Annotated in this window: 21 protein-coding genes and 1 pseudogene; 10 read left to right on the top strand and 12 right to left on the bottom strand. The window is 62.7% G+C overall.

Annotated elements, in window-relative coordinates; genetic code table 11:
- Nucleotides 1-7: 7 nt before the first annotated feature.
- Genes JQ641_RS31490 through JQ641_RS31475 form a run of 4 tightly spaced genes read left to right on the top strand, consistent with a single transcriptional unit; the run spans nt 8 to nt 5,797 of the window.
- Nucleotides 8-1,876 carry an extracellular solute-binding protein gene (locus JQ641_RS31490; protein ID WP_211999810.1) on the top strand — a complete coding sequence of 623 codons (1,869 nt, stop codon included), beginning with the start codon at nt 8-10 and terminating at the stop codon, nt 1,874-1,876.
- 3 nt (nt 1,877-1,879) lie between these two features.
- Nucleotides 1,880-2,986: a microcin C ABC transporter permease YejB gene (locus JQ641_RS31485; RefSeq protein ID WP_192737135.1), complete on the top strand. Its 1,107-nt coding sequence runs from the start codon at nt 1,880-1,882 to the stop codon at nt 2,984-2,986.
- The gene (locus JQ641_RS31480; protein ID WP_211999809.1) at nt 2,986-4,164 is read left to right on the top strand and encodes an ABC transporter permease; all 1,179 of its coding nucleotides are present in this window, start codon (nt 2,986-2,988) and stop codon (nt 4,162-4,164) included. Before JQ641_RS31485 ends, JQ641_RS31480 begins: the two co-directional genes overlap by 1 nt.
- Nucleotides 4,165-4,171: 7 nt before the next feature.
- Nucleotides 4,172-5,797, top strand: a complete 1,626-nt coding sequence (locus JQ641_RS31475) for an ABC transporter ATP-binding protein (RefSeq protein WP_211999800.1) — start codon at nt 4,172-4,174, stop codon at nt 5,795-5,797.
- A 48-nt stretch (nt 5,798-5,845) separates the two neighbouring features.
- Here JQ641_RS31475 and JQ641_RS31470 read toward each other — a convergent pair whose 3' ends face one another.
- Together JQ641_RS31470 and JQ641_RS31465 are read right to left on the bottom strand one after the other, a co-directional pair.
- Entirely contained in the window at nt 5,846-6,688 is an 843-nt protein-coding gene (locus JQ641_RS31470) for a C40 family peptidase (protein ID WP_211999797.1), read from the bottom strand.
- The gene (locus JQ641_RS31465; RefSeq protein WP_211999796.1) at nt 6,681-8,063 is read right to left on the bottom strand and encodes a leucyl aminopeptidase family protein; all 1,383 of its coding nucleotides are present in this window, start codon (nt 8,061-8,063) and stop codon (nt 6,681-6,683) included. The genes JQ641_RS31470 and JQ641_RS31465 overlap by 8 nt, the downstream gene beginning before the upstream one ends.
- 213 nt (nt 8,064-8,276) lie before the next feature.
- Here JQ641_RS31465 and JQ641_RS31460 point away from each other — a divergent pair, with 213 nt between their 5' ends.
- The gene (locus JQ641_RS31460; RefSeq protein ID WP_211999795.1) at nt 8,277-9,107 is read left to right on the top strand and encodes a tetratricopeptide repeat protein; all 831 of its coding nucleotides are present in this window, start codon (nt 8,277-8,279) and stop codon (nt 9,105-9,107) included.
- 223 nt (nt 9,108-9,330) lie between these two features.
- On the opposite strand, the gene JQ641_RS31455 is transcribed toward JQ641_RS31460, so the two are convergent.
- The 9 genes and pseudogenes from JQ641_RS31455 to JQ641_RS31415 all read right to left on the bottom strand — a co-directional run bounded on the left by JQ641_RS31455 (nt 9,331) and on the right by JQ641_RS31415 (nt 17,682).
- Nucleotides 9,331-10,311, bottom strand: coding sequence for a type II secretion system F family protein (locus JQ641_RS31455; protein WP_211999794.1), 981 nt, complete (start codon nt 10,309-10,311; stop codon nt 9,331-9,333).
- 9 nt (nt 10,312-10,320) lie between these two features.
- Nucleotides 10,321-11,298: a type II secretion system F family protein gene (locus JQ641_RS31450; RefSeq protein WP_211999793.1), complete on the bottom strand. Its 978-nt coding sequence runs from the start codon at nt 11,296-11,298 to the stop codon at nt 10,321-10,323.
- A complete protein-coding gene (locus tag JQ641_RS31445; protein WP_211999790.1) occupies nt 11,298-12,767 on the bottom strand; it encodes a TadA family conjugal transfer-associated ATPase in 1,470 nt (489 codons plus the stop codon). The genes JQ641_RS31450 and JQ641_RS31445 overlap by 1 nt, the downstream gene beginning before the upstream one ends.
- Nucleotides 12,768-12,789: 22 nt before the next feature.
- Nucleotides 12,790-14,061 carry a CpaE/TadZ family protein gene (locus JQ641_RS31440; protein ID WP_211999788.1) on the bottom strand — a complete coding sequence of 424 codons (1,272 nt, stop codon included), beginning with the start codon at nt 14,059-14,061 and terminating at the stop codon, nt 12,790-12,792.
- Complete coding sequence (locus tag JQ641_RS31435; protein ID WP_211999785.1) at nt 14,058-14,807, bottom strand: CpaD family pilus assembly protein; 750 nt, start codon at nt 14,805-14,807, stop codon at nt 14,058-14,060. The genes JQ641_RS31440 and JQ641_RS31435 overlap by 4 nt, the downstream gene beginning before the upstream one ends.
- A 9-nt stretch (nt 14,808-14,816) precedes the next feature.
- Nucleotides 14,817-16,301 (bottom strand): type II and III secretion system protein family protein, encoded by a 1,485-nt coding sequence (locus tag JQ641_RS31430; RefSeq protein WP_192737152.1) that lies wholly within the window; start codon nt 16,299-16,301, stop codon nt 14,817-14,819.
- 122 nt (nt 16,302-16,423) lie between these two features.
- Nucleotides 16,424-16,648, bottom strand: a pseudogene (locus tag JQ641_RS31425) (Flp pilus assembly protein CpaB); the annotation flags it as partial.
- A gap of 127 nt (nt 16,649-16,775) precedes the next feature.
- Nucleotides 16,776-17,300, bottom strand: a complete 525-nt coding sequence (locus JQ641_RS31420) for an A24 family peptidase (RefSeq protein WP_211999783.1) — start codon at nt 17,298-17,300, stop codon at nt 16,776-16,778.
- A gap of 217 nt (nt 17,301-17,517) precedes the next feature.
- Entirely contained in the window at nt 17,518-17,682 is a 165-nt protein-coding gene (locus JQ641_RS31415) for a Flp family type IVb pilin (RefSeq protein ID WP_192737154.1), read from the bottom strand.
- Between the two features lie 307 nt (nt 17,683-17,989).
- Between JQ641_RS31415 and JQ641_RS31410 the strand changes: the two genes are divergently transcribed.
- The 5 genes from JQ641_RS31410 to JQ641_RS31390 all read left to right on the top strand — a co-directional run bounded on the left by JQ641_RS31410 (nt 17,990) and on the right by JQ641_RS31390 (nt 22,084).
- Nucleotides 17,990-18,820: a sterol desaturase family protein gene (locus tag JQ641_RS31410; protein WP_211999780.1), complete on the top strand. Its 831-nt coding sequence runs from the start codon at nt 17,990-17,992 to the stop codon at nt 18,818-18,820.
- Nucleotides 18,821-19,032: 212 nt separating this feature from the next.
- Entirely contained in the window at nt 19,033-19,860 is an 828-nt protein-coding gene (locus JQ641_RS31405) for a sterol desaturase family protein (protein WP_211999778.1), read from the top strand.
- 155 nt (nt 19,861-20,015) lie between these two features.
- Nucleotides 20,016-20,831, top strand: coding sequence for a Flp pilus assembly protein CpaB (gene cpaB / locus JQ641_RS31400; protein WP_211999777.1), 816 nt, complete (start codon nt 20,016-20,018; stop codon nt 20,829-20,831).
- A 115-nt stretch (nt 20,832-20,946) separates the two neighbouring features.
- The gene (locus JQ641_RS31395) at nt 20,947-21,480 is read left to right on the top strand and encodes a TadE/TadG family type IV pilus assembly protein (protein ID WP_211999776.1); all 534 of its coding nucleotides are present in this window, start codon (nt 20,947-20,949) and stop codon (nt 21,478-21,480) included.
- A 19-nt stretch (nt 21,481-21,499) separates the two neighbouring features.
- Nucleotides 21,500-22,084 (top strand): TadE/TadG family type IV pilus assembly protein, encoded by a 585-nt coding sequence (locus tag JQ641_RS31390; protein ID WP_211999775.1) that lies wholly within the window; start codon nt 21,500-21,502, stop codon nt 22,082-22,084.
- Between the two features lie 123 nt (nt 22,085-22,207).
- On the opposite strand, the gene JQ641_RS31385 is transcribed toward JQ641_RS31390, so the two are convergent.
- On the bottom strand, nt 22,208-22,420 hold the full coding sequence (locus JQ641_RS31385; RefSeq protein ID WP_002714433.1) for a cold-shock protein: 213 nt from the start codon (nt 22,418-22,420) through the stop codon (nt 22,208-22,210).
- Between the last annotated feature and the right edge of the window lie 176 nt (nt 22,421-22,596).

Below are 22,596 nucleotides of genomic sequence, written 5' to 3'. Positions count from 1 at the left end.
ACCTTGGATGGCGCACCTCAATCGCCGGCACGTGCTTGGCCTCGGCGCCGGCGCCCTGAGTGCCGGCATGTTTCGTCCCGCTGCCGCCGACAATGGCGGCACCGAAATGCACGGCATGTCGGTCTTCGGTGACCTGAAATATCCGGCTGACTTCAAGCATTTCGACTACGTCAATCCGGATGCGCCGAAGGGCGGCTTGTTTTCAACGATTCCGTCGATCCGCGCCTACAACCAGTCCTTCCAGACGTTCAATTCGTTCAACGCCTTCGTCCTCAAGGGCGAAGGCGCCAAGGGCATGGAGCTGACATTTGATACGCTGATGGCGCGCGCCAATGACGAGCCCGACGCGATGTATGGCCTTGCGGCGAAGTCGGTGCGGATCTCGCCCGACAAGCTCACCTACCGCTTCACCATGCGTCCCGAGGCTCGCTTCCGCGATGGCTCGAAGATGACCGCGCATGACGTCGCCTTCTCGCTCAACACGCTGAAGGAAAAAGGCCACCCGCTGATCGTGGTCCAGCTGCGCGACATGGTGAAGGCCGAGGCGCTCGACGATGCGACGGTGGCGGTGATGTTCGCACCAAACCGCGCGCGCGACGTCCCGCTTTATGTCGCTGGTCTGCCGATCTTCTCCAAGGCCTATTACGCGACGCGGCCATTCGAGGAATCGACCACCGAAATCCCGCTCGGCTCGGGACCGTACAAGGTCGGCAAATACGAGATCAACCGCTTCGTCGAATACGATCGCGTCAAGGACTGGTGGGCGGCCGATTTGCCCGTCAATCGCGGCAGCTACAATTTCGACACCGTGCGCTATGAATTCTATCGCGACCGCGACGTCGCGTTCGAAGGCTTTACCGGCAAGAATTATCTCTACCGCGAGGAATTCACGGCGCGCATCTGGGCCACCCGTTACGATTTTCCCGCGGTCAAGGACGGCCGGGTCAAGCGTGAAACCCTGCCGGATGAGTTGCCCTCGGGTGGACAGGGCTGGTTCTTCAACACCCGCCGCGACAAGCTGAAAGACCCCAGGGTACGCGAAGCGGTCATCAACGCGTTCGATTTCGAATGGACCAACAAGACCGTGATGTACGGCGCCTATGCGCGCACGGCTTCGCCGTTCCAGAATTCGGACATGGTGGCGACCGGGCTGCCGTCGCCTGAAGAGCTGAAGCTGCTCGAGCCGTTCCGCGGGCAGGTGCCCGACGAGGTGTTTGGTGAGCCGTTCGTGCCGCCGGTGTCGGATGGCTCCGGCCAGGACCGCACCTTGCTGCGCAAGGCCGGGCAGTTGCTGCTGGACGCGGGACTTGTCGTGAAGGACCGTAAGCGCCTGCTGCCGAACGGCGAGGTCTTCAAGATCGAGTTTCTGCTCGACGAGCCCTCGTTCAAGCCGCATCACGCGACCTTCATCAAGAACCTGGAACTGCTCGGGATCGAGGCGGAAATCCGGCTGATCGATGCCGTGCAGTATCGCGCGCGGGTGGAGTCGTTCGACTTCGACATGACGACGATGCGCCTCAGCATGTCGCCGACGCCGGGCGACAGCCTGCGGCCTTACTTCACATCGCATGCGGCGGCCACCAAGGGCTCGTACAATCTGGCTGGTGTAGCTAATCCTGCAATTGACGCGCTGGTCGACAAGGCCATCGGCGCCGAAACGCGTGCGGATCTGACGATCGCGTGCCGTGCGCTCGATCGGGTGTTTCGGGCCGGCCGTTATTGGGTGCCGCAGTGGTTTCGCACCAATCACCCGATCGCCTACTGGGATCAATTTGCCCATCCGCCCAAGCCGGCACGCTACACGCAAGGCACCGGAGCGCCCGAGAACTGGTGGTACGATCCGAACAAGGCTGCGAAACTCGAGCAGGCGAAATAATCCATGGCCGCTTACATCGCCCGCCGTATTTTTCTGATGCTCCCGACGCTGCTCGGCATCCTGTTCGTGTCGTTCATCGTCGTGCAGTTCGCCCCCGGCGGTCCGGTCGAGCGCGTACTCGCGCAGCTCTCCGGCGCCGACACCGGCGGCACTTCCAGAATATCGGGCGGCGGCGGCGATATGGGCCCGCGCGGCCAGGTCGGCGCGTCGGCGGATGCCGTCAGCTCGAAATACCGCGGCGCGCAGGGGCTCGATCCGGAATTCATCAAGAAGCTGGAAGTTCAGTTCGGCTTCGACAAGCCGGCGTATGAGCGCTTTGCGCTGATGGTATGGAATTTCGCGCGCTTCGATTTCGGCAAGAGCTATTTCCGAGACGTCAGCGTGATCCAGCTGATCAAGGAGAAACTGCCGGTCTCGATGTCGCTCGGGATCTGGATGACGCTGCTCACCTATCTGATCTCGATCCCGCTCGGTATCCGCAAGGCCGTGCAGGACGGATCCCGGTTCGACACCTGGACCTCGGCGATCATCATCGTCGGATTCGCGATTCCCGGCTTCCTGTTCGCGATCCTGCTTATCATCCTGTTTGCCGGCGGCTCGTTCTTCAACATCTTCCCGCTGCGCGGGCTGACCTCGGACGGCTGGGCGCAGTTCCCCTGGTACTGGAAGATCATCGATTATTTTTGGCACATCACGCTGCCGCTGATCGCGATGGCGCTCGGCGCCTTCGCCACCATGACGCTGCTGACCAAGAACTCGTTCCTCGACGAGATCCGCAAGCAATATGTGATGACGGCGCGCGCCAAGGGCTGCGGCGAACGGCAGGTGCTGTACAACCACATCTTCCGTAACGCCATGCTGATCGTGATCGCAGGCTTCCCGAGCGCGTTCATTCACGCCTTCTTCTCCGGCTCGCTCTTGATCGAGACCATCTTTTCGCTCGACGGGCTCGGCCTGCTCGGCTTCGAAAGCGTGCTGAACCGCGACTATCCCGTGGTGTTCGGCACGCTGTTCATTTTTTCGCTGGTCGGTCTCGTGGTCAATCTGATCTCCGACCTCGCCTATATGTGGGTCGATCCACGGATCGACTTCGAGGCGCGTGAAGTCTGATGACCATCACCGCGCCCCAGCCGGTCGAGACCACGACGCAATCGCCGCTCGGCGAGGCCGTGCCGATGACGCGCCATGCCTTCACGCCGTCGCCGCTCAACCGCCGCCGCTGGCAGAACTTCAAGGCCAACCGCAGGGGTTACTGGTCGTTCTGGATCTTCATGGTCCTGTTCGTGGTCTCGCTGTTTGCGGAGCTGATCGCCAACGATCGCCCGTTCCTGATCAAGTACGAAGGCCATCTCTACTGGCCCGCCTTCTTCAGCTATTCGGAGACCACTTTCGGCGGTGACTTCGAGACCGCCGCCGACTACCGCGATCCGTACTTGCAGAAGCAGATCGCCGACAAGGGCGGCACCATCGTCTGGCCGCTGATCCGCTATTCCTACAGCACGCATAACCTCGATCTGCCGACGCCGGCGCCGTCGAAGCCGACCTGGATGCTCACTGAAGCCCAGTGCAAGGAAGTGGTGACGAAGAAGGGTCTGAGCGGCTGCCGCGACCTCGAATACAACTGGCTTGGCACCGACGACCAGGGCCGCGACGTGGTCGCGCGCCTGATCTACGGCTTTCGCATCTCGGTGCTGTTCGGCCTGACCTTGACGATCTTCTCCTCTATCATCGGCATCGCCGCTGGCGGCGTGCAGGGCTATTTCGGCGGTATGACCGATTTGCTGTTTCAGCGCTTCATCGAGATATGGAACGCGATTCCCTCGCTCTATCTGCTTCTGATCATTTCGGCGGTGCTGCCGCCGGGTTTCTTCATCCTGCTCGGGATTCTGCTGCTGTTCTCCTGGGTGTCGCTGGTGGGTCTGGTGCGCGCCGAGTTCTTGCGCGGCCGCAATTTCGAATACATCCAGGCGGCGCGGGCGCTCGGCGTCTCCAATGCCAGGATCATGTTCCGCCATCTGCTGCCGAATGCGATGGTGGCGACCATGACGTTCCTGCCGTTCATCGTGTCGTCGTCGGTGATGACGCTGACGGCGCTGGATTTTCTCGGTTTCGGCCTGCCGCCGGGCTCGCCGTCGCTGGGCGAATTGCTGGCGCAGGCAAAGGCCAACGTGCAGGCGCCCTGGCTCGGCCTCACCGGTTTCTTCTCGGTCGCGATCATGCTGTCGCTCCTGATCTTCATCGGCGAAGCCGCCCGCGACGCCTTCGATCCGCGCAAGACGTTCAGGTAAGGGCAGCATGGACGCCATCAACCAGCCTCTGCTCGATGTCCGCGATCTCTCGGTGGCGTTCGGCGACAGCCTTGCGGTGGATCATGTCTCGTTTTCGATTCGGCGCGGCGAGTGCGTGGCCCTGGTCGGCGAATCCGGCTCCGGAAAATCCGTCAGTGCGTTGTCGATCCTGAGGCTGCTGCCTTATCCGAGCGCCTCGCATCCTTCCGGCAGCATTCGCTTCCGCGGCCAGGATCTGTTGACGGCGCCCGAGAACGAGATGCGCGGAATCCGCGGCAACGACATCTCGATCATCTTCCAGGAGCCGATGACCTCGCTCAATCCGCTCCATACGATCGAGGCGCAGATCGGCGAGATACTGTTTCTCCACAACGGCGTCCGCGGCACGATGGCGCGGGCGCGCACGCTCGAACTCCTGACCCAGGTCGGCATTCCCGATCCGGAGCGGCGGCTGCAAAGCTATCCGCACCAATTGTCCGGCGGCCAGCGCCAGCGCGTCATGATAGCGATGGCGCTCGCCAACGAGCCGGACCTGTTGATCGCGGACGAGCCGACCACGGCGCTGGATGTCACGGTGCAGGCCCAGATCCTGGCGCTGCTGGCTGAAATTCGCACCCGGCTCGGCATGAGCATGCTGTTCATCACCCATGATCTCGGCATCGTCCGCCGCATCGCCGACGTCGTCTGCGTCATGAATGGCGGCAAGATTGTCGAGCAGGGGCCGGTGGAACAGGTTTTTACGGCGCCGAAGCATTCATACACACGAGACTTGCTCGCGGCCGAACCAAAGCCGGACCCGGCGCCGCCGCGGCCCGATTCTCCGGTGGTGATGTCGGCGGATAATTTGAAGGTCTGGTTTCCGGTCAAGCGCGGCCTGCTGCGCCGGACGGTCGACCACATCAAGGCGGTGGATGGCGTCAGCCTCGCGGTGCGCAAGGGCGAGACGCTCGGCGTTGTCGGCGAGTCCGGTTCCGGCAAGACCACGCTCGGCCTCGCGCTGCTGCGGCTGATCTCGTCGGACGGGCCGATCGTGTTCCTCGGCAACAACATCCAGGGCCTGCGTTTCAAGGCGTTGCTGCCGTTCCGCCGCGACATGCAGATCGTGTTTCAGGATCCGTTCGGCGCGCTCTCACCGCGCATGTCGGTCGGCGATATCGTCGCCGAGGGCCTCACCGTACATCAGCCCAAGCTGACATATGAGGAGCGCAAGGCGCGCGTCATCAAGGCCCTCAGGGAGGTCGGCCTCGACCCCAAGACCCGGTTCCGCTACCCGCATGAATTCTCCGGAGGCCAGCGCCAGCGCATTTCCATCGCGCGCGCGGTGGTGCTGGAGCCGGATTTCGTCGTGCTGGACGAGCCGACCAGCGCGCTCGACATGCTGTTCCAGGCCCAGATGGTGGATCTCTTGCGTGAGCTGCAGCGCAAGCGCGACCTCACCTACATGTTCATCTCGCATGATCTGCGCGTGGTCGCGTCGCTTGCGAGCCATCTGATCGTGATGCGCCACGGCAAGGTGGTGGAGGAGGGGCCGGCCGCCGAGCTGTTCAAGAATCCGCAGAGCGACTACACCCGCGCGCTGTTCGCCGCCGCGTTCCGGATCGAAGCCGTGCCGGACGGGACGGTGGAGGTCTAGATAGCGTTTTCGAGCGAAGGGTTCGCGTAAAGAAAACGCGTCAAAGAACTAAAGCCGCTTGATCGCCATCACTTCGCTGCCTGCCGCCTTGATGCGGGCGATGGCCTCGGTCGTATTTTCAACCACCGTGGCCATGTGATGTGCATTGGCGTGGACGATGGTGTCGGCGTCGCGCACGATCGCGACATGGCCCTTCCAGAAGATCAGATCGCCGCGTTGCAGCTTTTTGGTCTCCGAAGCATTCAAGGCGCGGCCGAGGCCGTCCTGCTGCATGTCGCTGTCGCGCGGGCAGCCGGTGCCGGCGGCTGTCAGCGAGATCTGTACGAGGCCGGAGCAATCGATGCCGAGGCTGCTCTTGCCTCCCCACAGATAGGGCGTGCCGACGAATTTTTCTGCGACCGCAACGAAATCCTTCTCCATCGCCTCCAGACCGCCGACATGGCGGCGCGGCAGGTGCCAGCCTTCACGCGTCACGGCGAACGCGCCGTCTTCGCGCGCCACGTTGAGCAGCGCGCCCAGCGACAGCGTCTCCACCGGCGGCAGCTTGATCGACGCGGCCGGAAACGCAAAGGTCCGCAAGGCCGTGACCTTGTGGGTCGGTGCAGCAGATGGTTTGCCGAGCGCGGCATCGGGAATCCAGCCGACATAACCGTCGCTGTTCAATTGGCCCCAGGCAAAGCCTTCGCCATTGCGGTCGTAGATCCTGACGCGTTCGCCTTTCAGCGCCTGCGTCAGCAATGGGGCATCGGCGGCCGGCGCCTCGCGCAGCGGCGCGATCGCATCGATCACACAGTATTCTTCGCCCGTCACGAAACGCGCTGCCTTGACCTTGCCTTCGAGATATTTGGCGGCGAGATCAGGGCGTGCAGGCGTCAGGCGTGGATCATCCATAGCGTTCGCTCAACAGTTTGTAGATCGCGCGCGCGGCCTGGCATTCGCCGCCCTCGGGGCGCGCGGGTTTCGCCGACGGGGTCCAGCCGTAGATATCGACATGCAGCCAGCTTTTGACGTCGGAGACGAAGCGCTGCAGGAACAGCGCGCATGTGATCGAACCGGCAAAACCGCCGGACGGCGCGTTGTTGATATCGGCGACTTTCGAATCCAGCCATGAGTCATAAGCCGGCCACAGTGGCATGCGCCACAGCGGATCCCGCTCTTCCACCGCGAAACGCGCAACGTCCTGCGCCAGCGTCTCATCATTGGTGTAAAAGGGCGGTAAATCCGGCCCCAATGCAACACGCGCCGCACCGGTCAGGGTTCCCAGATCGACCAGCAGGTCCGGCTTCTCTTCGCAGGCAAACGCCAGCGCATCGGCCAGCACCAGCCGGCCCTCGGCGTCGGTGTTGCCGATCTCTACCGTTGGCCCCTTGCGCGACTTGAAGATGTCGAGCGGGCGGAAGGCGTTGCCGGCCACCGCGTTCTCGACCGCGGGGATCAGCACCCGAAGGCGGACTTTCAGTTTGGCGTCCATCACCATCTGGGCCAGCGCCAGCACGTTGGCCGCACCGCCCATGTCCTTCTTCATGATCAGCATGCCGCTGGAGGGTTTCAGGTCGAGCCCGCCGGTGTCGAAGCACACGCCCTTGCCGACCAGCGTCACCTTGGGATGCGAAGCGTCGCCCCAGCTCATATCGATCAGCCGCGGTGCGCGCGTCGAGGCCATGCCGACGGCGTGGATCAGCGGGAAATTCTGTTGGATCAATTCGTCGCCGACGATGGCTTTGAAGCTGGCGCCGAAACGATCCGCGAGTTGCCCGGCGGCGGCCGCCAGCTCTTCCGGACCCATGTCGTTCGATGGCGTATTGATGAGGTCGCGCGCCAGCGCGGCTGCTTCCGCCATCCGTGCGATGTCCGATATGTCGACGCCATCGGGCGGCACCAGCCGCACATCGGGGCTATCAGCCTTGCGATAGCGGCCGAAGCGATAGCTTCCGAGCGCGAAAGCGAGCGTCGCGAGGCGCGTGTCGTGCGGCGCATTGGCGAAGCGATAGATTCCCGGCGGCAGCAGCCCCGGCAGCGCGCCGGGCCGGAACAGGTCACGGGATTTGCTTGCCTCCTCTTCGAGGCCGAAAATGACCTGCGCAATCTGTCCGTCGGGCGAGGGGAGCGTCAGGCACTTGCCGGGCTTGGCGGAAAAATCGTTGGCCAGAGCAAATTGCTGGGCGTGCGGAGGAAGCTCCTTGCTGACCGTGGCCCATGTCGCCTTGGTGGCAAAATAAATCGGAATGCTGGAGGCGGCGGGCGCGGTCTCGAACGGGGATTGCATGCTTGTCTCGCGGAATGGAGCGGGCTCGGTCAGCTGCCGAGCTTGCAGGATATTCGTGTGACTTCAATGGTGAAGCCACAAAATTGTGGGTCAAAACCCCGTCGGTGCCGCAGCGCTGAGCCGCAGCTCCCACCTGCCGATTAACCAGCCGTTAGGGTTAACAGTCTATTGCTGGCGTGTTCGGCTCCACCCGAAATCGTGAGTTGAAGTGCCATGCGTGCATCATCCAGCCTTGTCCGGCCCAATGTGGCCCGGTTTCTCGCCTCCGCGGCCGTGACGGCGATTTTGGCCGCAGGCCTTGGCGGCTGCCAGACCATGTCCGATGTGACGGGCGCGCTGACCCAGAAGTCCAACAGCAGCGCCGCCGCTCCTGCCATTCCCGACGATCCGCGCCGTGCCGTCGAAGTCTATGGCGAGCGCTATCGCGCCAATCCCAAGGATGCCAACGCCGCCCTGGCCTATGGCCAGGCGCTGCGTGCCACAGGCCAGCGTTCGCAGGCCGCCGCCGTTCTCGAGCAGGCCACCATCGCCCATCCCGGCAACAAGGCGCTGCTCGCCGGCTATGGCCGCGCGCTTGCCGACAACGGCAATTCGCAGGCCGCCTTCGACGTTCTCAGCCGCGCCCATTCGCCCGACAATCCCGATTGGCGCATCCTCTCGGTGCAGGGCACCGTGCTCGACAAGCTCGCCAAGCATGAGGAAGCCCGCCGCTATTACGCCAGCGCGCTGAAGATCGCGCCGGAAGAACCGTCGGTGCTGTCCAATCTCGGCCTCTCCTACATGCTGACGCGCGAACTGCCCGACGCCGAGGCGACGCTGCGGCGGGCCTATGGCAATCCGCGGGCGGACGCGCGGGTGCGGCAGAATCTGGCGCTGGTGGTCGGCCTGCAGGGCCGCTTCGCCGAGGCCGAGACCATCGCCAAGGGCGATCTGCCGTCCGAGGAAGCCGCGGCGAACGTGGCCTATCTGCGCGAAATGCTGAGCCGCAAGGATCCGCGCGGCGGCAAGACGGTTCCGGTGGCCGCACTCAACCGGCCCGACTGACAGCTGCGCGGTGGGTCGATCGGCCGGACCGCTCAATCCACATTTTTCCGGCGGACCAATCCCGATCTAGAACGCTTCCGAGCGAAGCATGTCCTCGGACTTGATCCGGGAGCATACCGGTTCGCACAGCAATCGAGTTTACGCCGCTTGCGTAGGCCCATCTGCGCTAGAAACCAAAGCCAAAGCAGCTATCGGCTCTGATTTAATCAGAACCGATGATGCCTTAGAGGATCGGCGTCGTCTGCAGCTTGATGTAGGTCGGCCCGAGAATGACGATGAACAGGCAGGGCAGGAAGAACAGGATCATCGGCACGGTCAGCTTCGGCGGCAAGGCGGCCGCCTTCTTCTCAGCCTCGGTCATGCGCATGTCGCGGTTTTCCTGTGCCATCACGCGCAAGCTCTGGCCGAGCGGCGTTCCGTAGCGTTCGGACTGCTGCAAGGCCAGACAGACCGATTTGACGCCGTCGAGGCCGGTACGCTTCGCCAGGTTCTCATAGGCCACCTTGCGGTCCTGCAGATAGGACAGTTCGGCCGTGGTCAGCGCGAATTCTTCCGACAGCGCCACCGATTGCGAGACGATTTCGACGGAGACCTTGCGAAAGGCGACTTCGACCGACATGCCGGACTCGATACAGATCAAGAGCAGGTCGAGCGCGTCGGGGAACGCGCGTTTGATGGAAAGCTGGCGCTTGGTGATCGCATTCTGCAGGAACAGCATCGGCGCCTGCAGCCCGAAATAGGCCGCGCCGAGGCAGATGCCGATCTTGACCGGCATCGATTTGTCCATGTGCGTGATCACGAAGACGTAGAGGACCGCGCCAATGAGACATACCAGCGGCGCCACCGCGCGGGCGAACAGGAACGTGACGTAGGGTGCGTGGCCGCGGTAGCCGGCCATGATCAGCTTGTCGCGCGCGGCTTCCTGCGCCAGCCATTTGGTCAGGTTGAAGTCTTCCACCACCTTGGAAACCAGCTGCTTCGGGCTCTGGCGCAGCGATACCTTTTCCGTCTTTGCAAGACGGTCGCGCTCGCGCTGCCGGATCCGTTCGCGCTCGCTGGCGACCGCCTTCATGCGCTTGGCGAGGCCTTCGCCGGCAAACAGCGGCGTGACCAGCGTGTAGGCGGTCAGGGTCGCGGCAATGGCGGCCAGGAACATGGTCATGAACCGGGCGTCGTGCATCTTGTTTATGAGGAACTCAACCATGCTACACCGTCAGAAGTCGAAGTTGATCATTTTCTTCATCACGAGGACGCCGATCGTCATCCAGCCAACGCAGCACACAAGCATGAATTGGCCGAGCCGGTCGGTCCACAGCAGCGAGATGTAGTCGGGCGTTGTAATCCAGACCAGCACCATCACGACCGGCGGCAGAGAGCCGATGATGGCGGCGGAGGCCTTGGCTTCCATCGACATCGCCTGAATTTTCTCCGCCATCTTCTTGCGGTCGCGCAGCACCTTCGAAAGGTTGCCGAGCGCTTCCGACAGGTTGCCGCCCGACTTCTGCTGAATCGCGATCACGATGCCGAAGAAGTTGGCTTCCGGCACCGGCATCCTTTCATAAAGGCGCGCGCAGGCTTCGCCGAGCGGCATGCCGATGGTCTGGGTCTCGATGATGGCCAGGAACTCGCTCCTCAGCGGCTCCGGCGAGTCGGCCGCGACCACCTTGATCGATTCGAACAGCGGCAGTCCGGCCTTGATGCCGCGGACGATGACGTCGACGGCGTCCGGCAGCGCTTTCAGAAATGCCTTTTCGCGCTTTTTCTTGAGATAGCCCAGCAGCCAGCGCGGCAGCCCGAAGCCGGCGCCGAAGGCCATGCCGACGGCGCCCAAAACTCCGCCGCCGGCGCTGAGCGCGGCGAAGCCGGCGACCGCGGCCAGGACGCCGGAGATGATCCAGAATTTCTGCGTCGACCAGGAAAGTCCGGCCTGGGTGATGCGGGTGCTCAGGGGAACGGATTTTTCCTTCAGCCGGCGCGACTCGAGATCCTTCAGCGATCCCTCGACCTGTTCGCGGCGTGAACGCTGGCTCTTGTCGGCCTGACGCGCGGCCGCGGGTTCGGACCGCGCGATCGAGGCGCGGCGCGATTCCGCTTTCTTCTCGCCGGACAGCATCGGATAGATGAAAACCCAGGCGATGCCCCCGATCGCGGTGAATGCGAGAAAGGCCAGCGCGAGCGCTTGCATGGACATCAGCGTGCTCCGGGTTCAGCAGTGACTTCGGCGGCATCGAGCGCGGCCGCGAGACGCTTCTCCTCGCCATAATATCGTGCGCGTTCCCAGAACCGCGGGCGTCCGATGCCGGTCGAGCGATGCTTGCCGATGATCTTGCCGTTGGCGTCTTCGCCGATCAGGTCATACACAAACAGGTCCTGGGTGATGATGGTATCGCCTTCCATGCCCATCACTTCGGTGATGTGGGTGATGCGCCGCGAACCGTCGCGCAGACGCGCGGCCTGCACGATGACGTCGATCGAGGCGCAGATCATCTCGCGAATGGTGCGGGACGGCAGCGAAAATCCACCCATCGTGATCATCGATTCGCAGCGCGACATGGCTTCGCGCGGGTTGTTGGCGTGCAGCGTTCCCATCGAGCCGTCATGGCCGGTGTTCATCGCCTGCAGCAGGTCGAACGCCTCGGGTCCGCGGACTTCGCCGACGATGATGCGTTCGGGCCGCATACGCAGGCAGTTGCGGACCAGTTCGCGCATCGTGACCTGGCCTTCGCCTTCGATGTTGGGCGGCCGGGTTTCGAGCCGCACCACGTGCGGTTGCTGCAGCTGGAGCTCGGCGGCGTCTTCGCAGGTGATGACGCGCTCGTCATGCTCGATGAACTGGGTCAGGCAGTTCAGGAGCGTGGTCTTTCCGGAGCCGGTGCCGCCGGAGATCAGCACGTTGCAGCGGACGCGGCCGATGATCTGGAGGATTTCCGCGCCTTCCGGCGAGATCGCGCCGAACTTGACCAGCTGCTCGAGGGTCAGCTTGTCCTTTTTGAATTTGCGGATGGTGAGCGCGGGCCCGTCGATCGCCAGCGGCGGCACAATGGCGTTGACGCGGGAGCCGTCGGCGAGACGCGCGTCGCAGATCGGCGAGGATTCGTCGACGCGCCGGCCGACCTGGCTGACGATGCGCTGGCAGATGTTGAGCAGCTGCTGGTTGTCGCGAAACCGGATGCCGGTCTTCTGGATCTTGCCGGCGACTTCGATGAACACCGTGCCGGCGCCATTGACCATGATGTCGGCGATGTCGTCGCGCGACAATAGCGGTTCCAGCGGACCGTAACCCAGCACGTCGTTGCAGATGTCGTCGAGCAGTTCTTCCTGCTCGGCAATCGACATCACGATGTTCTTGATCGCGATGATCTCGTTGACGATGTCGCGGATTTCCTCGCGCGCCGACTCGCCGTCGAGTTTGGCGAGCTGGGCAAGATCGATCGCTTCGATCAGGGCGCCGAAGATCGTGGCCTTGACCTGGTAATAATTGTCGGAGCGCCGCGCTTCCATGGCGGGCGCCGGCGGCGGTTTTGAGGGCGCGATCGGCGGTGAAGAGACGGTCGGCGCGGCTATTTCGCGCGAAACGGCCGCCATGCCGGAGGGCTCCGGCGCGTGAATGGCGGGCTTCGGCGCCCGCGTGTCGTTGTCTCCGCTACGCTTACCAAACACGATCGTACTCCACGCGGACGGCTTACTTCTTGGCCCGCAACTTCTCGATCAGGGGCGACAGGAACGACCCCTTCGGCTTCTTGGTCTCGCCGCGGCCTGTCAACCGCTGCGCAATCTGCAGGAACATCTCGGTGGTCCGGTGATTGGCGGAGATTTCCGCAATCATCTGGCCGTTGTTGGCGGCCGAGCCGAACATCTGCGGCTCGAACGGGATCGTGGCGATCGGCTGGCTCTCGATGGCCTTGGCGAACTCGCTGGCCGGGATCTCGGGGCGCTTCGGAATGCCGACCTGGTTGAGGCAGTAGAGCGGCGCGCGGTCGTTCGGCCGCGACGCCTTCAAGAGGTCGTAGATGTTCTTGGTGTTGCGCAGATTGGCCAGATCGGGCGCCGCCACGATCAGAATATCGTCGGCTGCGATCAGCGCGCGCTTGGTCCATCCCGACCACTGATGGGGGACGTCGAGCACGATGCAGGGCATCGTGGTGCGAAGCGTGTCGAAGATCGCATCGAAAGCGTCAGCGCCGAAATCATAGACCCGGTCGAGCGTCGCCGGCGCCGCGAGCAGGCTGAGATGGTCGGTACATTTCGACAGCAGGCGGTCGATGAAGGCGGTATCGACCCGGTCGGGCGAGAACACCGCGTCGGCGATGCCCTGCGGCGGGTCCTGGTTGTAGTCGAGGCCGGCGGTGCCGAAGGCAAGGTCGAGATCGGCGACCACCGAATCCAGCGCCAGATCGCGGGCGATCGCCCAAGCGACGTTATGCGCGACGGTGGACGAGCCGACGCCTCCCTTGGCGCCGACCACGGCAATGATGCGGCCGACCGCCTTGGCTTCGGGCGCCGAGAACAGGTTGCATACCGAGCGGACGACGTCGATGGCGGTGACCGGGGCGATGACATAGTCGCTGACGCCGCGGCGCACCAGCTCGCGGTACAGCGTGACGTCGTTGATGCGGCCGATCACGATCACGCGCGTTCCGGCGTCGCACACGGTGGCCAGCTGATCGAGGCCGAGCAGGATATCGTTGCGGCCCTCGGTTTCCAGGATGATCACGTTCGGTGTCGGCGCGGAGCGATAGGCCTCGATGGCCGCGGCCATGCCGCCCATCTGGATCTTCAAATGAGCCTTGCCGAGGCGGCGGTCTTCGCCGGCCGACTGCACGGCGGCAGCGGTTTCCACCGTCTCGCAGAACGCCTGGACGGACACCCGCGGCGCCGGCGCGATATGATCTTCCGTCGACGGCGGCGGGCCGTCCGGCTGCTGTTCGGGGGTCTGGCGCGAGTAGCTGATCATTTGCCTGTATCGCTGAGTTTGGCCTTGTCGGCTTCGGGATAAACGGTCGTGGTTGACGTACCCTTGCGATATTTGTCGAAGGCGATGTTGCGCCGCGGCGTATAGGCGGGTGTCTCCTCACGCGGCTGCACGAGATCCGACGGATTATCGACCATCGCGGCAAGATTGCGCTGATTGGAGCAACCGAGATTGTAATAGGGCTTGTTTTCGAAATAGCCCCTGTTGTTGACGGACGGTCCGAGGTCGTCGGGCCACAGGCCGCAGGGGCCGGCGGTGGCCGAGATCTTCGGATAGGTCAGCCGGATCGCCGCCATGTGCCTCGGATCCTCGGGACGGTACTGGCGTATGGCGACCGCGCGCGGCGGGACGCCGGCAGCGGCGAACGTCGCCTGGATCTCGCGCAATGATTCGCTGGCAGCGCGCGCGTTCGGCGTATCGGTGGGCATGTCGATGGTGATGCCGCCGGTGCCCTCCTTGAGCCAGGTCTGCGCCATTCCCATCACATCGGAGCGCTGGTTCGCGGAAATTCCGCCGCGGCCACGGCCGACGAATACGATCACCGTGCGATCGGCTTCCTGAATCGCGATCGGATGGCGCAGGCGATAATCGTCCGGCACGCTTGCCGTCGCCACCGGGTCGGTGTGCTTGCAGGCGCCCAGCACCACGGCAAGACCGATCAGCGCTCCCGCGAGTCGGAGAGCGCGCTTGCGGTCGGCGGTTAATGCGGATGTGCTTTGTCGTGTCATCGTCCCGCCTCAGTCCGTAATAAAGCCGTAGGTGCCGCGATATTTCCGTCCCGGCTCATTGCTGCGGCCCGGAACGCCGTAGACGCGATTGATGCTGCCGAGCAGATCGGTCTGCGGATCGGAAGCGTTGGCGAACCCGTCATCGGGGCGCGAGAGATCCTTCTGCGCCACCGCGCGAACCACGTAGGGGGTGACCAGGACCATCAGCTCGGTCTGGCTGTTGACGAAGTCGCGGCTGCGGAACAGCGTGCCGAGCACCGGCAATTGCGCCAGACCCGGGAAGCCATTGATGGCCTGCTTGGTCTGCTCCTGGATCAGGCCGGCCATCGCCATCGCGCCGCCCGACGGGATTTCCAGCGTCGTCTCCGCGCGGCGGGTCTTGATCGAGGGAATGGTCAGCGAGTTGGTGCCCGCGGAGCTGAGCGACTGGGTCAACGTGATCGAGTTGTCGTTGGACAGTTCGGATACTTCGGTCATCACGCGCAGGCTGATGCGGCCTTCGGTCAGCACGACCGGCGTGAAATTGAGCGAAATGCCGAACTTCTTGAACTGGATCTGGGTCGTACAAACGCGCGTGACCGGGTCGCAGGAATAGCCTGCGGGAACCGGAAACTCGCCGCCGGCGATGAAGGTGGCGGACTCACCGGAAATAGCGGTCAAATTGGGTTCGGCCAGTGTCCGCACCACGCCGGCGCTTTCCATGGCGCGAAGGGTAGCCGTCACCGACGGGACGTTGCCGCCGCCGAACGTTCCCGATGCGACGTTGCCTGGGACCAGCGGACGGCCATAGGCGGTGAACGGGTTGGCGTTGCTGAAGTTCACCACCGCCGTGCCGTAGGTCATGCTGGCCGTGAGGTCGATGCCCATCTGCTTGATGATGTTGCGCGCGACTTCGGCAACCGTCACCTTCAGCATCACCTGGTCGCGGCCGCGGACGGCGATCGAATTGACGACCTTGTCCGTGCCACCGGCGAGGCGGGAGGCCAGATCGAAGGCCTGCTGCGCGTCGATCGGGCTTGCCGCCGTGCCGGTCAGCACCACGCCGTCGCCGACGCCGTCGATACGGATGTCCGAGTTCGGCAGCGTCTGCTTCAGCGCCGCACGCACGCCGTTGAGGTCGCGCGTGACCGCGATGTCATAGGCCGCGATCTGCTGGCCCGCCGAATCGAAGAATACGATGTTGGTCTGGCCCACCGCCGCGCCGATGATGTAGGCGCGCTGGGCGGAACGGACGACGGCGTTGGCGATCTTCGGATCGGCGACCAGCACGTCCTTGATGTCGCGCGGCAGGTCGATCACGATCGACTTTCCGATCCCGAGCGAAACCGCGCGCGCGTTCATCTGCCCGTCCATGGCGACCGGCGCCGCGGCGCGATAGTCGCTTGCCTTGACCGGGGTCAGGGCCGGATTGAGCGTCAGTGCTGCGACCGCCGAAAACGACAGGGCACGGACGATAAACGTCCGCAGCATCGGCTGATTTCCCCTGCACTTCATAACGAGCGTCCTTTCGGTCACGTCTGCACCGACTGCTGGCTGGCCACGCCGTATCTGACGAGGCTGATGCTGTCGCCGCGCCGGTTGGGCTGGTCGTCTGTCTTGTTTCCGGCCTTGTTGGCCCTGCTGATGAAACTGCCGCTGGCGGTCGCGGCCGGCCAGGTCTGCCATTGCGCATTCTCAGCCTTGAGCGACTGGCCGAGGCCGATGTCGCCCTTGGCGACCAGAATACCGGTGGTCTGCAGCTCCGCGACCGGATCCGGCGCGGCGGATCCGCTGGCCGGATATGGGGCAATGCCGCCAGCGCCGATGGCGATGGTCAAAACGACAATGCGAGCGGTATTCATACGCTTCACTTTCCACATTACGCCGCGACGCTTCCGTCGCCGTGATGGGAGTTGACCAGCTATTCGTCAAAGCATGGTTAATGAGGCGTGAGTAAATTGCCTTAACGGTGCGTTACCGTTCGAAGGATCAACGCATTGCGAGGTGCGTGACGTCGATCGACTTGATCCACTCGGTCTCCGGATAGACCATCAACGCGCCGATCGCGAGCGCGATGCCGTAGGGGATTCCGGTCTGCTTGTCGTGGAGGCGGAGCAGCCAGGCCTGGCCCGTGAGCGGCCGGGGGAGCGGCCATTGCCTGGCATAGAGCAGCAGCAGCGTCAGGGCGCCGCCGAGCAGCGAGGCATAGAGCAGATAGTTGAGCAGGTGCTCGAAGCCGAACCAGAGCGCCACCCCGGCCGCGACCTTGGCGTCGCCGCCGCCGACCCAGCCCATCGCGAAACAGCCAAAGGCCACGACGAGGACGGTGGCGCCGGCGCCGAGATGCATCAGGAAATCGTGCAGGCCCATTCCGCCCAGCGGCGCCAGAACCAGAAAGCCGGCCACCAGGGCCAGCGATATCCGGTTCGAAATCGTCATGGTGAAAAGGTCGCTCGCGGCCGCGAATGCCATCAGGGCCGGAAACAGCATGAGGCGGGCAATATCGAGGATCATGGATTCACACAGCCCGTGCTGCCAACGCGAAGGCCCGGAAGACCTGAAAGAAGACGTTCCAGCATCCGGCAAACCTATCGACGAGAAGTGAACAATCGGAAAACGGCCTGCACGAGACGGCCCCCGCAAAAACCCCGGGTCTCGAAAACGACCCCAGTCCCGCAAACGACAAAGGCCCCGGGTGACCGGGGCCTTTGAAGCAGATTGCGACGATCGCTTATTTCAGCGAGGTCGAGATCGTGCCGAAGTTGGTCGACAGCTTGCCGCCGACGCCCTGAACGGCGGTGATGATCGCGATCGCAATACCGGCGGCAATCAGGCCGTATTCGATGGCAGTCGCGCCGGACTCATCCTTGACGAAACGCGAAACGAGATTCTTCATAATAGATAACTCCTGTGTACACGTGGCTGGTCGAACTATCATTTGGTCTCGCCGGCGTTCTCAGCACCGTGACCATGACGCCACCCTAAAACCCGACCATTGCGGCGCAGTTAATTCGATTGCGCAAAACCGGGGGGAACTCGCTGTTCTCACTCAGAGTAAACGCGGAATTAAGCCAGTTGATAAAATGCGCGTAGTATTGCGGGCCTTGTTGTCGCAGCCGCGCAGGGCCTGGACAATGCCGGATTCACCGCTCCTTAAGCGCGAGGGTGATACCCCCTAAATCTCCCCATCAAGCGAGGCCGTCATGTCGGGTATGCCGTTGGAAGTCATCGAGATGATGGGCCAGACGATGGCGAAGGTGGTGCCGGTTACGATCGGCCTCGCCCTGGTGTTCACGGTGCTCTCGCATTTCTGGGCCTGCAATCCCGGCAAGCCGTGGTGGCGCAAGCGCGAACTCATCACCGACATCTGCTACTGGTTCTTCGTTCCCGTGTTCGCCCGTGTGCTCCGCATCGGGCTGCTGGTGCTCGGCGCCGGTGTCGTCTTCAACATTCATGATGTCGACGCCCTGATCGCATTCTACGACAATGGCCATGGGCCGCTGGCCGCGCTTCCGCTCTGGGTGCAGGCGTTGCTGTTCCTGGTTGCCTCCGACTTCATGCTGTATTGGCTGCACCGGATGTTTCACAGCGGCGGCTTCTGGAAGTACCACGCGATCCATCATTCATCGGAAGATCTCGAGTGGATTTCCGCGGCGCGGTTTCACCCCGTCAATCTGTTCATCGGAACGATCATGGTGGACGTCATCCTTTTGATGGCGGGCATCTCGCCCAACATCATGCTCTGGGTCGGGCCGTTCACGACCTTCCACTCGGCCTTCGTCCACGCCAATCTGAACTGGACGCTCGGCCCGTTCAAATATGTGCTGGCGACGCCGGTGTTCCACCGCTGGCATCACACTTCGCAGGAAGAGGGCGGCAATACCAATTTTGCCGGCACCTTCCCGCTCTGGGATATTATGTTCGGAACGTTCCGGATGCCGGAAAACGTGATGCCGGACAATTACGGCGTCGACGCCGATCAGTCGGTCCCGACCGAAATCGGCGGGCAATTGGCCTATCCGTTTCGCCACTAGCGCGCGTTGGAGCGAAGCATGCCCTCGGACTTGATCCGGGGATGGACATCCGTCCGGAAAGATCTGGCGCGGGGCTCGGCAGATTCCTGCCGGAAGTTCTCCCGACGACGGAATTGACCGCCCAACGCAATCGCTGCACGCTGCGTGCCGTGAGCCTTGCAGAGATCGAGTTCTGCGGGGCGCTTTATCGCGCAAGGTGCTAAGAAGCGGCAATGTTCCTGGGCCTGGAAATCGTCGAGATGCTTGGCCAGACGATGGCCATCGTGGTGCCGGTGACGATCGCGCTCGCGCTGGTGTTCTCGGTGCTGGCGCATTTCTGGGCCTGCAATCCCGGCCGGCCGTGGTGGCGCAAGCGCGAGCTGGTGACCGATCTCGCCTACTGGTTCCTGGTGCCGCTGTTCGCCCGCGTGTTCCGGATCGGGCTATTGGTGCTCGGCGCCGCCCTGGTGTTTCAAATTCATGATGCCGACGAACTGATCGCCTTCTATGACAATGGCCATGGGCCGCTGTCGACGCTGCCGCTGTGGCTGCAGGCGGTACTGTTCCTGGTGCTCGCTGATTTCATGATGTACTGGCTGCACCGCATGTTCCATGGCGGCGGCTTCTGGAAATACCACGCCATCCATCATTCCTCCGAGGATGTGGACTGGATTTCGGCGGCGCGCTTTCACCCCGTCAACCTGTTGCTCGGGACCATCGGGATCGACGTCGCGTTGCTGATGGCGGGTATTTCGCCGAACGTGATGCTGTGGCTTGGCCCTTTCAACATTTTCCATTCGGCGTTCGTTCACGCCAATCTGAACTGGACGCTCGGCCCGTTCAAATACGTGCTTGCCACCCCGGTGTTCCACCGCTGGCATCACACCGCGCAGGAAGAGGGCGGCAATACCAATTTCGCGGGCACCTTTCCGCTCTGGGACATCCTGTTCGGAACCTTCCGGATGCCCGAAGACCGTTTGCCGGACAATTACGGTGTCGACGATCAGTCGACCTTCCCGCGCGAGATCGCCGGGCAACTGGCCTATCCATTCCGGAAATAGACTCGGAACGCGAAGCGTCAGGTGTCGGTCCGGTTCCGGACAACGGGGTTTGTTAACGCGACTTCGATGCGCTCCCTTAACCTTGCTTTGACCTATATCCGGCAGACTCGCTTCAGCGCCGGAAGCGTCGCTGCGTCATGTATGAGTAAAAGCGTATGAATACCGCCCGAATTGTCGTTCTGGCCATCGCAATCAGTGCTGGTGGTGTTGCCGCATACCTTGCAAGCGGTATCGACAAAGAAGCTCCCGCACCGGTCGCAGCAGTACCGCAACTGCCGACGGTGGATGTGCTCGTGGCCAAGGACGACATCGGCCTTGGCCAGACTGTCGCCGCCGAAAACCTGCAATGGCAGACCTGGACCGAGTCGTCTTCGAGCGGCAGCTTCATTCGCAAGAAGGACCGGCCCGAGGCCATCACCCAAATCGTTGGCTCCATCGCCCGCATGCCGTTCATCGCGGGAGAACCGATTCGCGAGCAGAAGTTGGTCAAGGCGAACGGTTCAGGGTTCATGGCGGCGATCCTGCCGACGGGAATGCGGGCCGTCTCGACTGAAATCTCGGCCGAAACCGGGGCAGGCGGCTTCATTCTGCCGAACGACCGCGTCGACGTGATTCTGTCGAAGCGCGAGAAGCAGCAGAGCATCGATGGCGCGGGGCAGCCGCCCGATATCATCTCCTCCCAGACCGTTCTGACCAATGTCCGGGTTCTCGCCATCGACCAGGCCCCCAAGGAAAAAGAGGGCCAAAACGCGGTGCTGGGAAAAACGGCGACGCTGGAAATGACGCCGGATGAAGTCGAGGTTCTGGGAAAAGCACGCCTGAGCGGGACTTTGTCGCTGGCGTTGCGCAGCATCGCGGACAGCAAAACGACCGCCGTTGCTTCAACCGGCAACAGCAAACTGGTCACGGTTTACCGCGGAAGCACCAGCGCCGACGTGCTGAGCTGCACGCCGCTTTGCGCCCGGCGATAGAGGGTTAACACCCGCTTAACGGCGCGGGTCGTTCTGCTTCTATCCGGCGAAACACTTCGACAATCTGTTTCGGCTACTTATGACGGCAGTTCCGCTCGCGCCTGAGGTCGCTTCGATGCCGTCGCATATCCGCTCCTTCAGCCAGTTGTTGCGCCGTTTTCGCCGCAATCGCGGCGGCTCGGTCGTCGTCGAGTTCGCGTTTGTCGCGCCGATATTCTTTGCGCTGCTGTTCGCGATCATCGAGACGGCGTTGATGTTCTTTGCCAGCCAGGTGCTCGAGACGGTGACGCAGGATTCGGCGCGCATGATCATGACCGGACAGGCGCAGAACCAGCAGCTCAATCAGGAGCAGTTCAAGGCGGTCGTCTGCGGCAAGGTCGCCGCGCTGTTCGACTGCAACAAAATTGAAGTCGACGTACAGAGCTATACGCAGTTCGGCAGCGTCGACGTCGGCAACCAGATCACCAAGAAGGCATTCACCAATCCGAACAATTACAAACCCGGCGGCGCCGGCGACATCGTCGTGGTGCGGCTGTTCTATCGATGGCCGATCCTGGTCACCAAGTTCGGCTATGACATTTCGAATCTCTCCGACGGCACGCGGCTGTTGACCGCAACTGCTGCGTTCCAGAACGAACCTTTCAATTAAGGGCAGGGCGATGAGTCTGATGACCAGAGTTTGGCTTCGCATGCGGCGTTCGGCGCGCGCTCTGCCCGGTGACACCAGGGGTATCGCGGCGGTCGAATTCGCCATGGTCGTGCCGGTGATGCTGGTGTTGTTTTTCGGTACGGTCGAGTACTCGACGGCCGTCGCGGTCGACCGCAAGGTGACGTTGGTGGCGCGAACGCTGTCCGATCTGACGTCGCAGAACGTCTCGGTGACGGCTGGTCAATTGAGTAACATATTCAATGCCAGCACCGGCATCATGACGCCGTATCCGTCCTCGGAGGTGAATGCCAGGATCGTGGAGCTCTACATCGACAAGGATCTTGTCGTGCGTCAGATATGGACCGCTACGTCGGGGTCATCGCCGCCGGCGGGTGCCGTGACTGTACCTGCCGCACTCAAGGTCGCCGGCTCGTATCTGATCTATAGCGAGGTCACGTACCAGCATAAACCGATCATCGGCTATCTGATGCCGAAGGCCGGGAAAAATTTGAGCGACCTCACCTATACCCGTCCGCGTCAGTCGCAGTGCGTTTTCTATCCGCCGCCCAGTGGCAGCTCCACTGGCAGCTGTCCTACTTCATAGGCCGCGCTGAGCAAGGATAGCGCTTCCGGCACGCACGCAAAAAAAAAAGGCCGCGCCATGGGCGCGGCCTTTCGTTATTTCGAAGCAATTTTCAAGGGCGCGCCGGGCGTCCTGAAAAATCACTCATCCAGCGGCGCGCAGATTGTCGGCCGAAGATTTGCCAGAGCGACGATCGGCCACGATTTCGTAGCTGATCTTCTGGCCTTCACGCAGCGTACCAAGACCGGCACGTTCGACAGCGCTGATGTGCACGAACACGTCATTGCCGCCGTCATCCGGCTGGATGAAGCCATAGCCCTTGGTTGCGTTAAACCACTTCACGGTTCCCATGCTCACGGGGGTAGTCCCTTCTCAGATATACTAGTCGTAGCCCACCTCTCGATGGGCTGGTGAGATCGAATTTTTGGAAGGGTCGTCAGCGTCTAAACCGGCTGTACCGGTGGATAGCTAATGTCGTCCGGCCGAAAATCGATCCCCAATATTATTCGATCAAGGGGTCCAAAACAATCCTG

The organism is Bradyrhizobium sp. JYMT SZCCT0180, assembly GCF_018130165.1.
Lineage (GTDB): Bacteria > Pseudomonadota > Alphaproteobacteria > Rhizobiales > Xanthobacteraceae > Bradyrhizobium.
The sequence above is the reverse complement of the archived record's forward strand: the minus strand, read 5'-3'. Positions and strand labels throughout refer to the sequence as shown.

What these genes read in the sequence shown, in the direction of transcription:
- JQ641_RS31490 (WP_211999810.1), top strand. Translation starts at nt 8, where the DNA reads ATGGCGCACCTCAATCGCCGGCACGTGCTTGGCCTCGGCGCCGGCGCC.
- JQ641_RS31485 (WP_192737135.1), top strand. Translation starts at nt 1,880, where the DNA reads ATGGCCGCTTACATCGCCCGCCGTATTTTTCTGATGCTCCCGACGCTG.
- JQ641_RS31480 (WP_211999809.1), top strand. Translation starts at nt 2,986, where the DNA reads ATGACCATCACCGCGCCCCAGCCGGTCGAGACCACGACGCAATCGCCG.
- JQ641_RS31475 (WP_211999800.1), top strand. Translation starts at nt 4,172, where the DNA reads ATGGACGCCATCAACCAGCCTCTGCTCGATGTCCGCGATCTCTCGGTG.
- JQ641_RS31470 (WP_211999797.1), bottom strand. Translation starts at nt 6,688, where the DNA reads ATGGATGATCCACGCCTGACGCCTGCACGCCCTGATCTCGCCGCCAAA.
- JQ641_RS31465 (WP_211999796.1), bottom strand. Translation starts at nt 8,063, where the DNA reads ATGCAATCCCCGTTCGAGACCGCGCCCGCCGCCTCCAGCATTCCGATT.
- JQ641_RS31460 (WP_211999795.1), top strand. Translation starts at nt 8,277, where the DNA reads ATGCGTGCATCATCCAGCCTTGTCCGGCCCAATGTGGCCCGGTTTCTC.
- JQ641_RS31455 (WP_211999794.1), bottom strand. Translation starts at nt 10,311, where the DNA reads ATGGTTGAGTTCCTCATAAACAAGATGCACGACGCCCGGTTCATGACC.
- JQ641_RS31450 (WP_211999793.1), bottom strand. Translation starts at nt 11,298, where the DNA reads ATGTCCATGCAAGCGCTCGCGCTGGCCTTTCTCGCATTCACCGCGATC.
- JQ641_RS31440 (WP_211999788.1), bottom strand. Translation starts at nt 14,061, where the DNA reads ATGATCAGCTACTCGCGCCAGACCCCCGAACAGCAGCCGGACGGCCCG.
- JQ641_RS31435 (WP_211999785.1), bottom strand. Translation starts at nt 14,807, where the DNA reads ATGACACGACAAAGCACATCCGCATTAACCGCCGACCGCAAGCGCGCT.
- JQ641_RS31430 (WP_192737152.1), bottom strand. Translation starts at nt 16,301, where the DNA reads ATGAAGTGCAGGGGAAATCAGCCGATGCTGCGGACGTTTATCGTCCGT.
- JQ641_RS31420 (WP_211999783.1), bottom strand. Translation starts at nt 17,300, where the DNA reads ATGATCCTCGATATTGCCCGCCTCATGCTGTTTCCGGCCCTGATGGCA.
- JQ641_RS31415 (WP_192737154.1), bottom strand. Translation starts at nt 17,682, where the DNA reads ATGAAGAATCTCGTTTCGCGTTTCGTCAAGGATGAGTCCGGCGCGACT.
- JQ641_RS31410 (WP_211999780.1), top strand. Translation starts at nt 17,990, where the DNA reads ATGTCGGGTATGCCGTTGGAAGTCATCGAGATGATGGGCCAGACGATG.
- JQ641_RS31405 (WP_211999778.1), top strand. Translation starts at nt 19,033, where the DNA reads ATGTTCCTGGGCCTGGAAATCGTCGAGATGCTTGGCCAGACGATGGCC.
- cpaB (WP_211999777.1), top strand. Translation starts at nt 20,016, where the DNA reads ATGAATACCGCCCGAATTGTCGTTCTGGCCATCGCAATCAGTGCTGGT.
- JQ641_RS31395 (WP_211999776.1), top strand. Translation starts at nt 20,947, where the DNA reads ATGCCGTCGCATATCCGCTCCTTCAGCCAGTTGTTGCGCCGTTTTCGC.
- JQ641_RS31390 (WP_211999775.1), top strand. Translation starts at nt 21,500, where the DNA reads ATGACCAGAGTTTGGCTTCGCATGCGGCGTTCGGCGCGCGCTCTGCCC.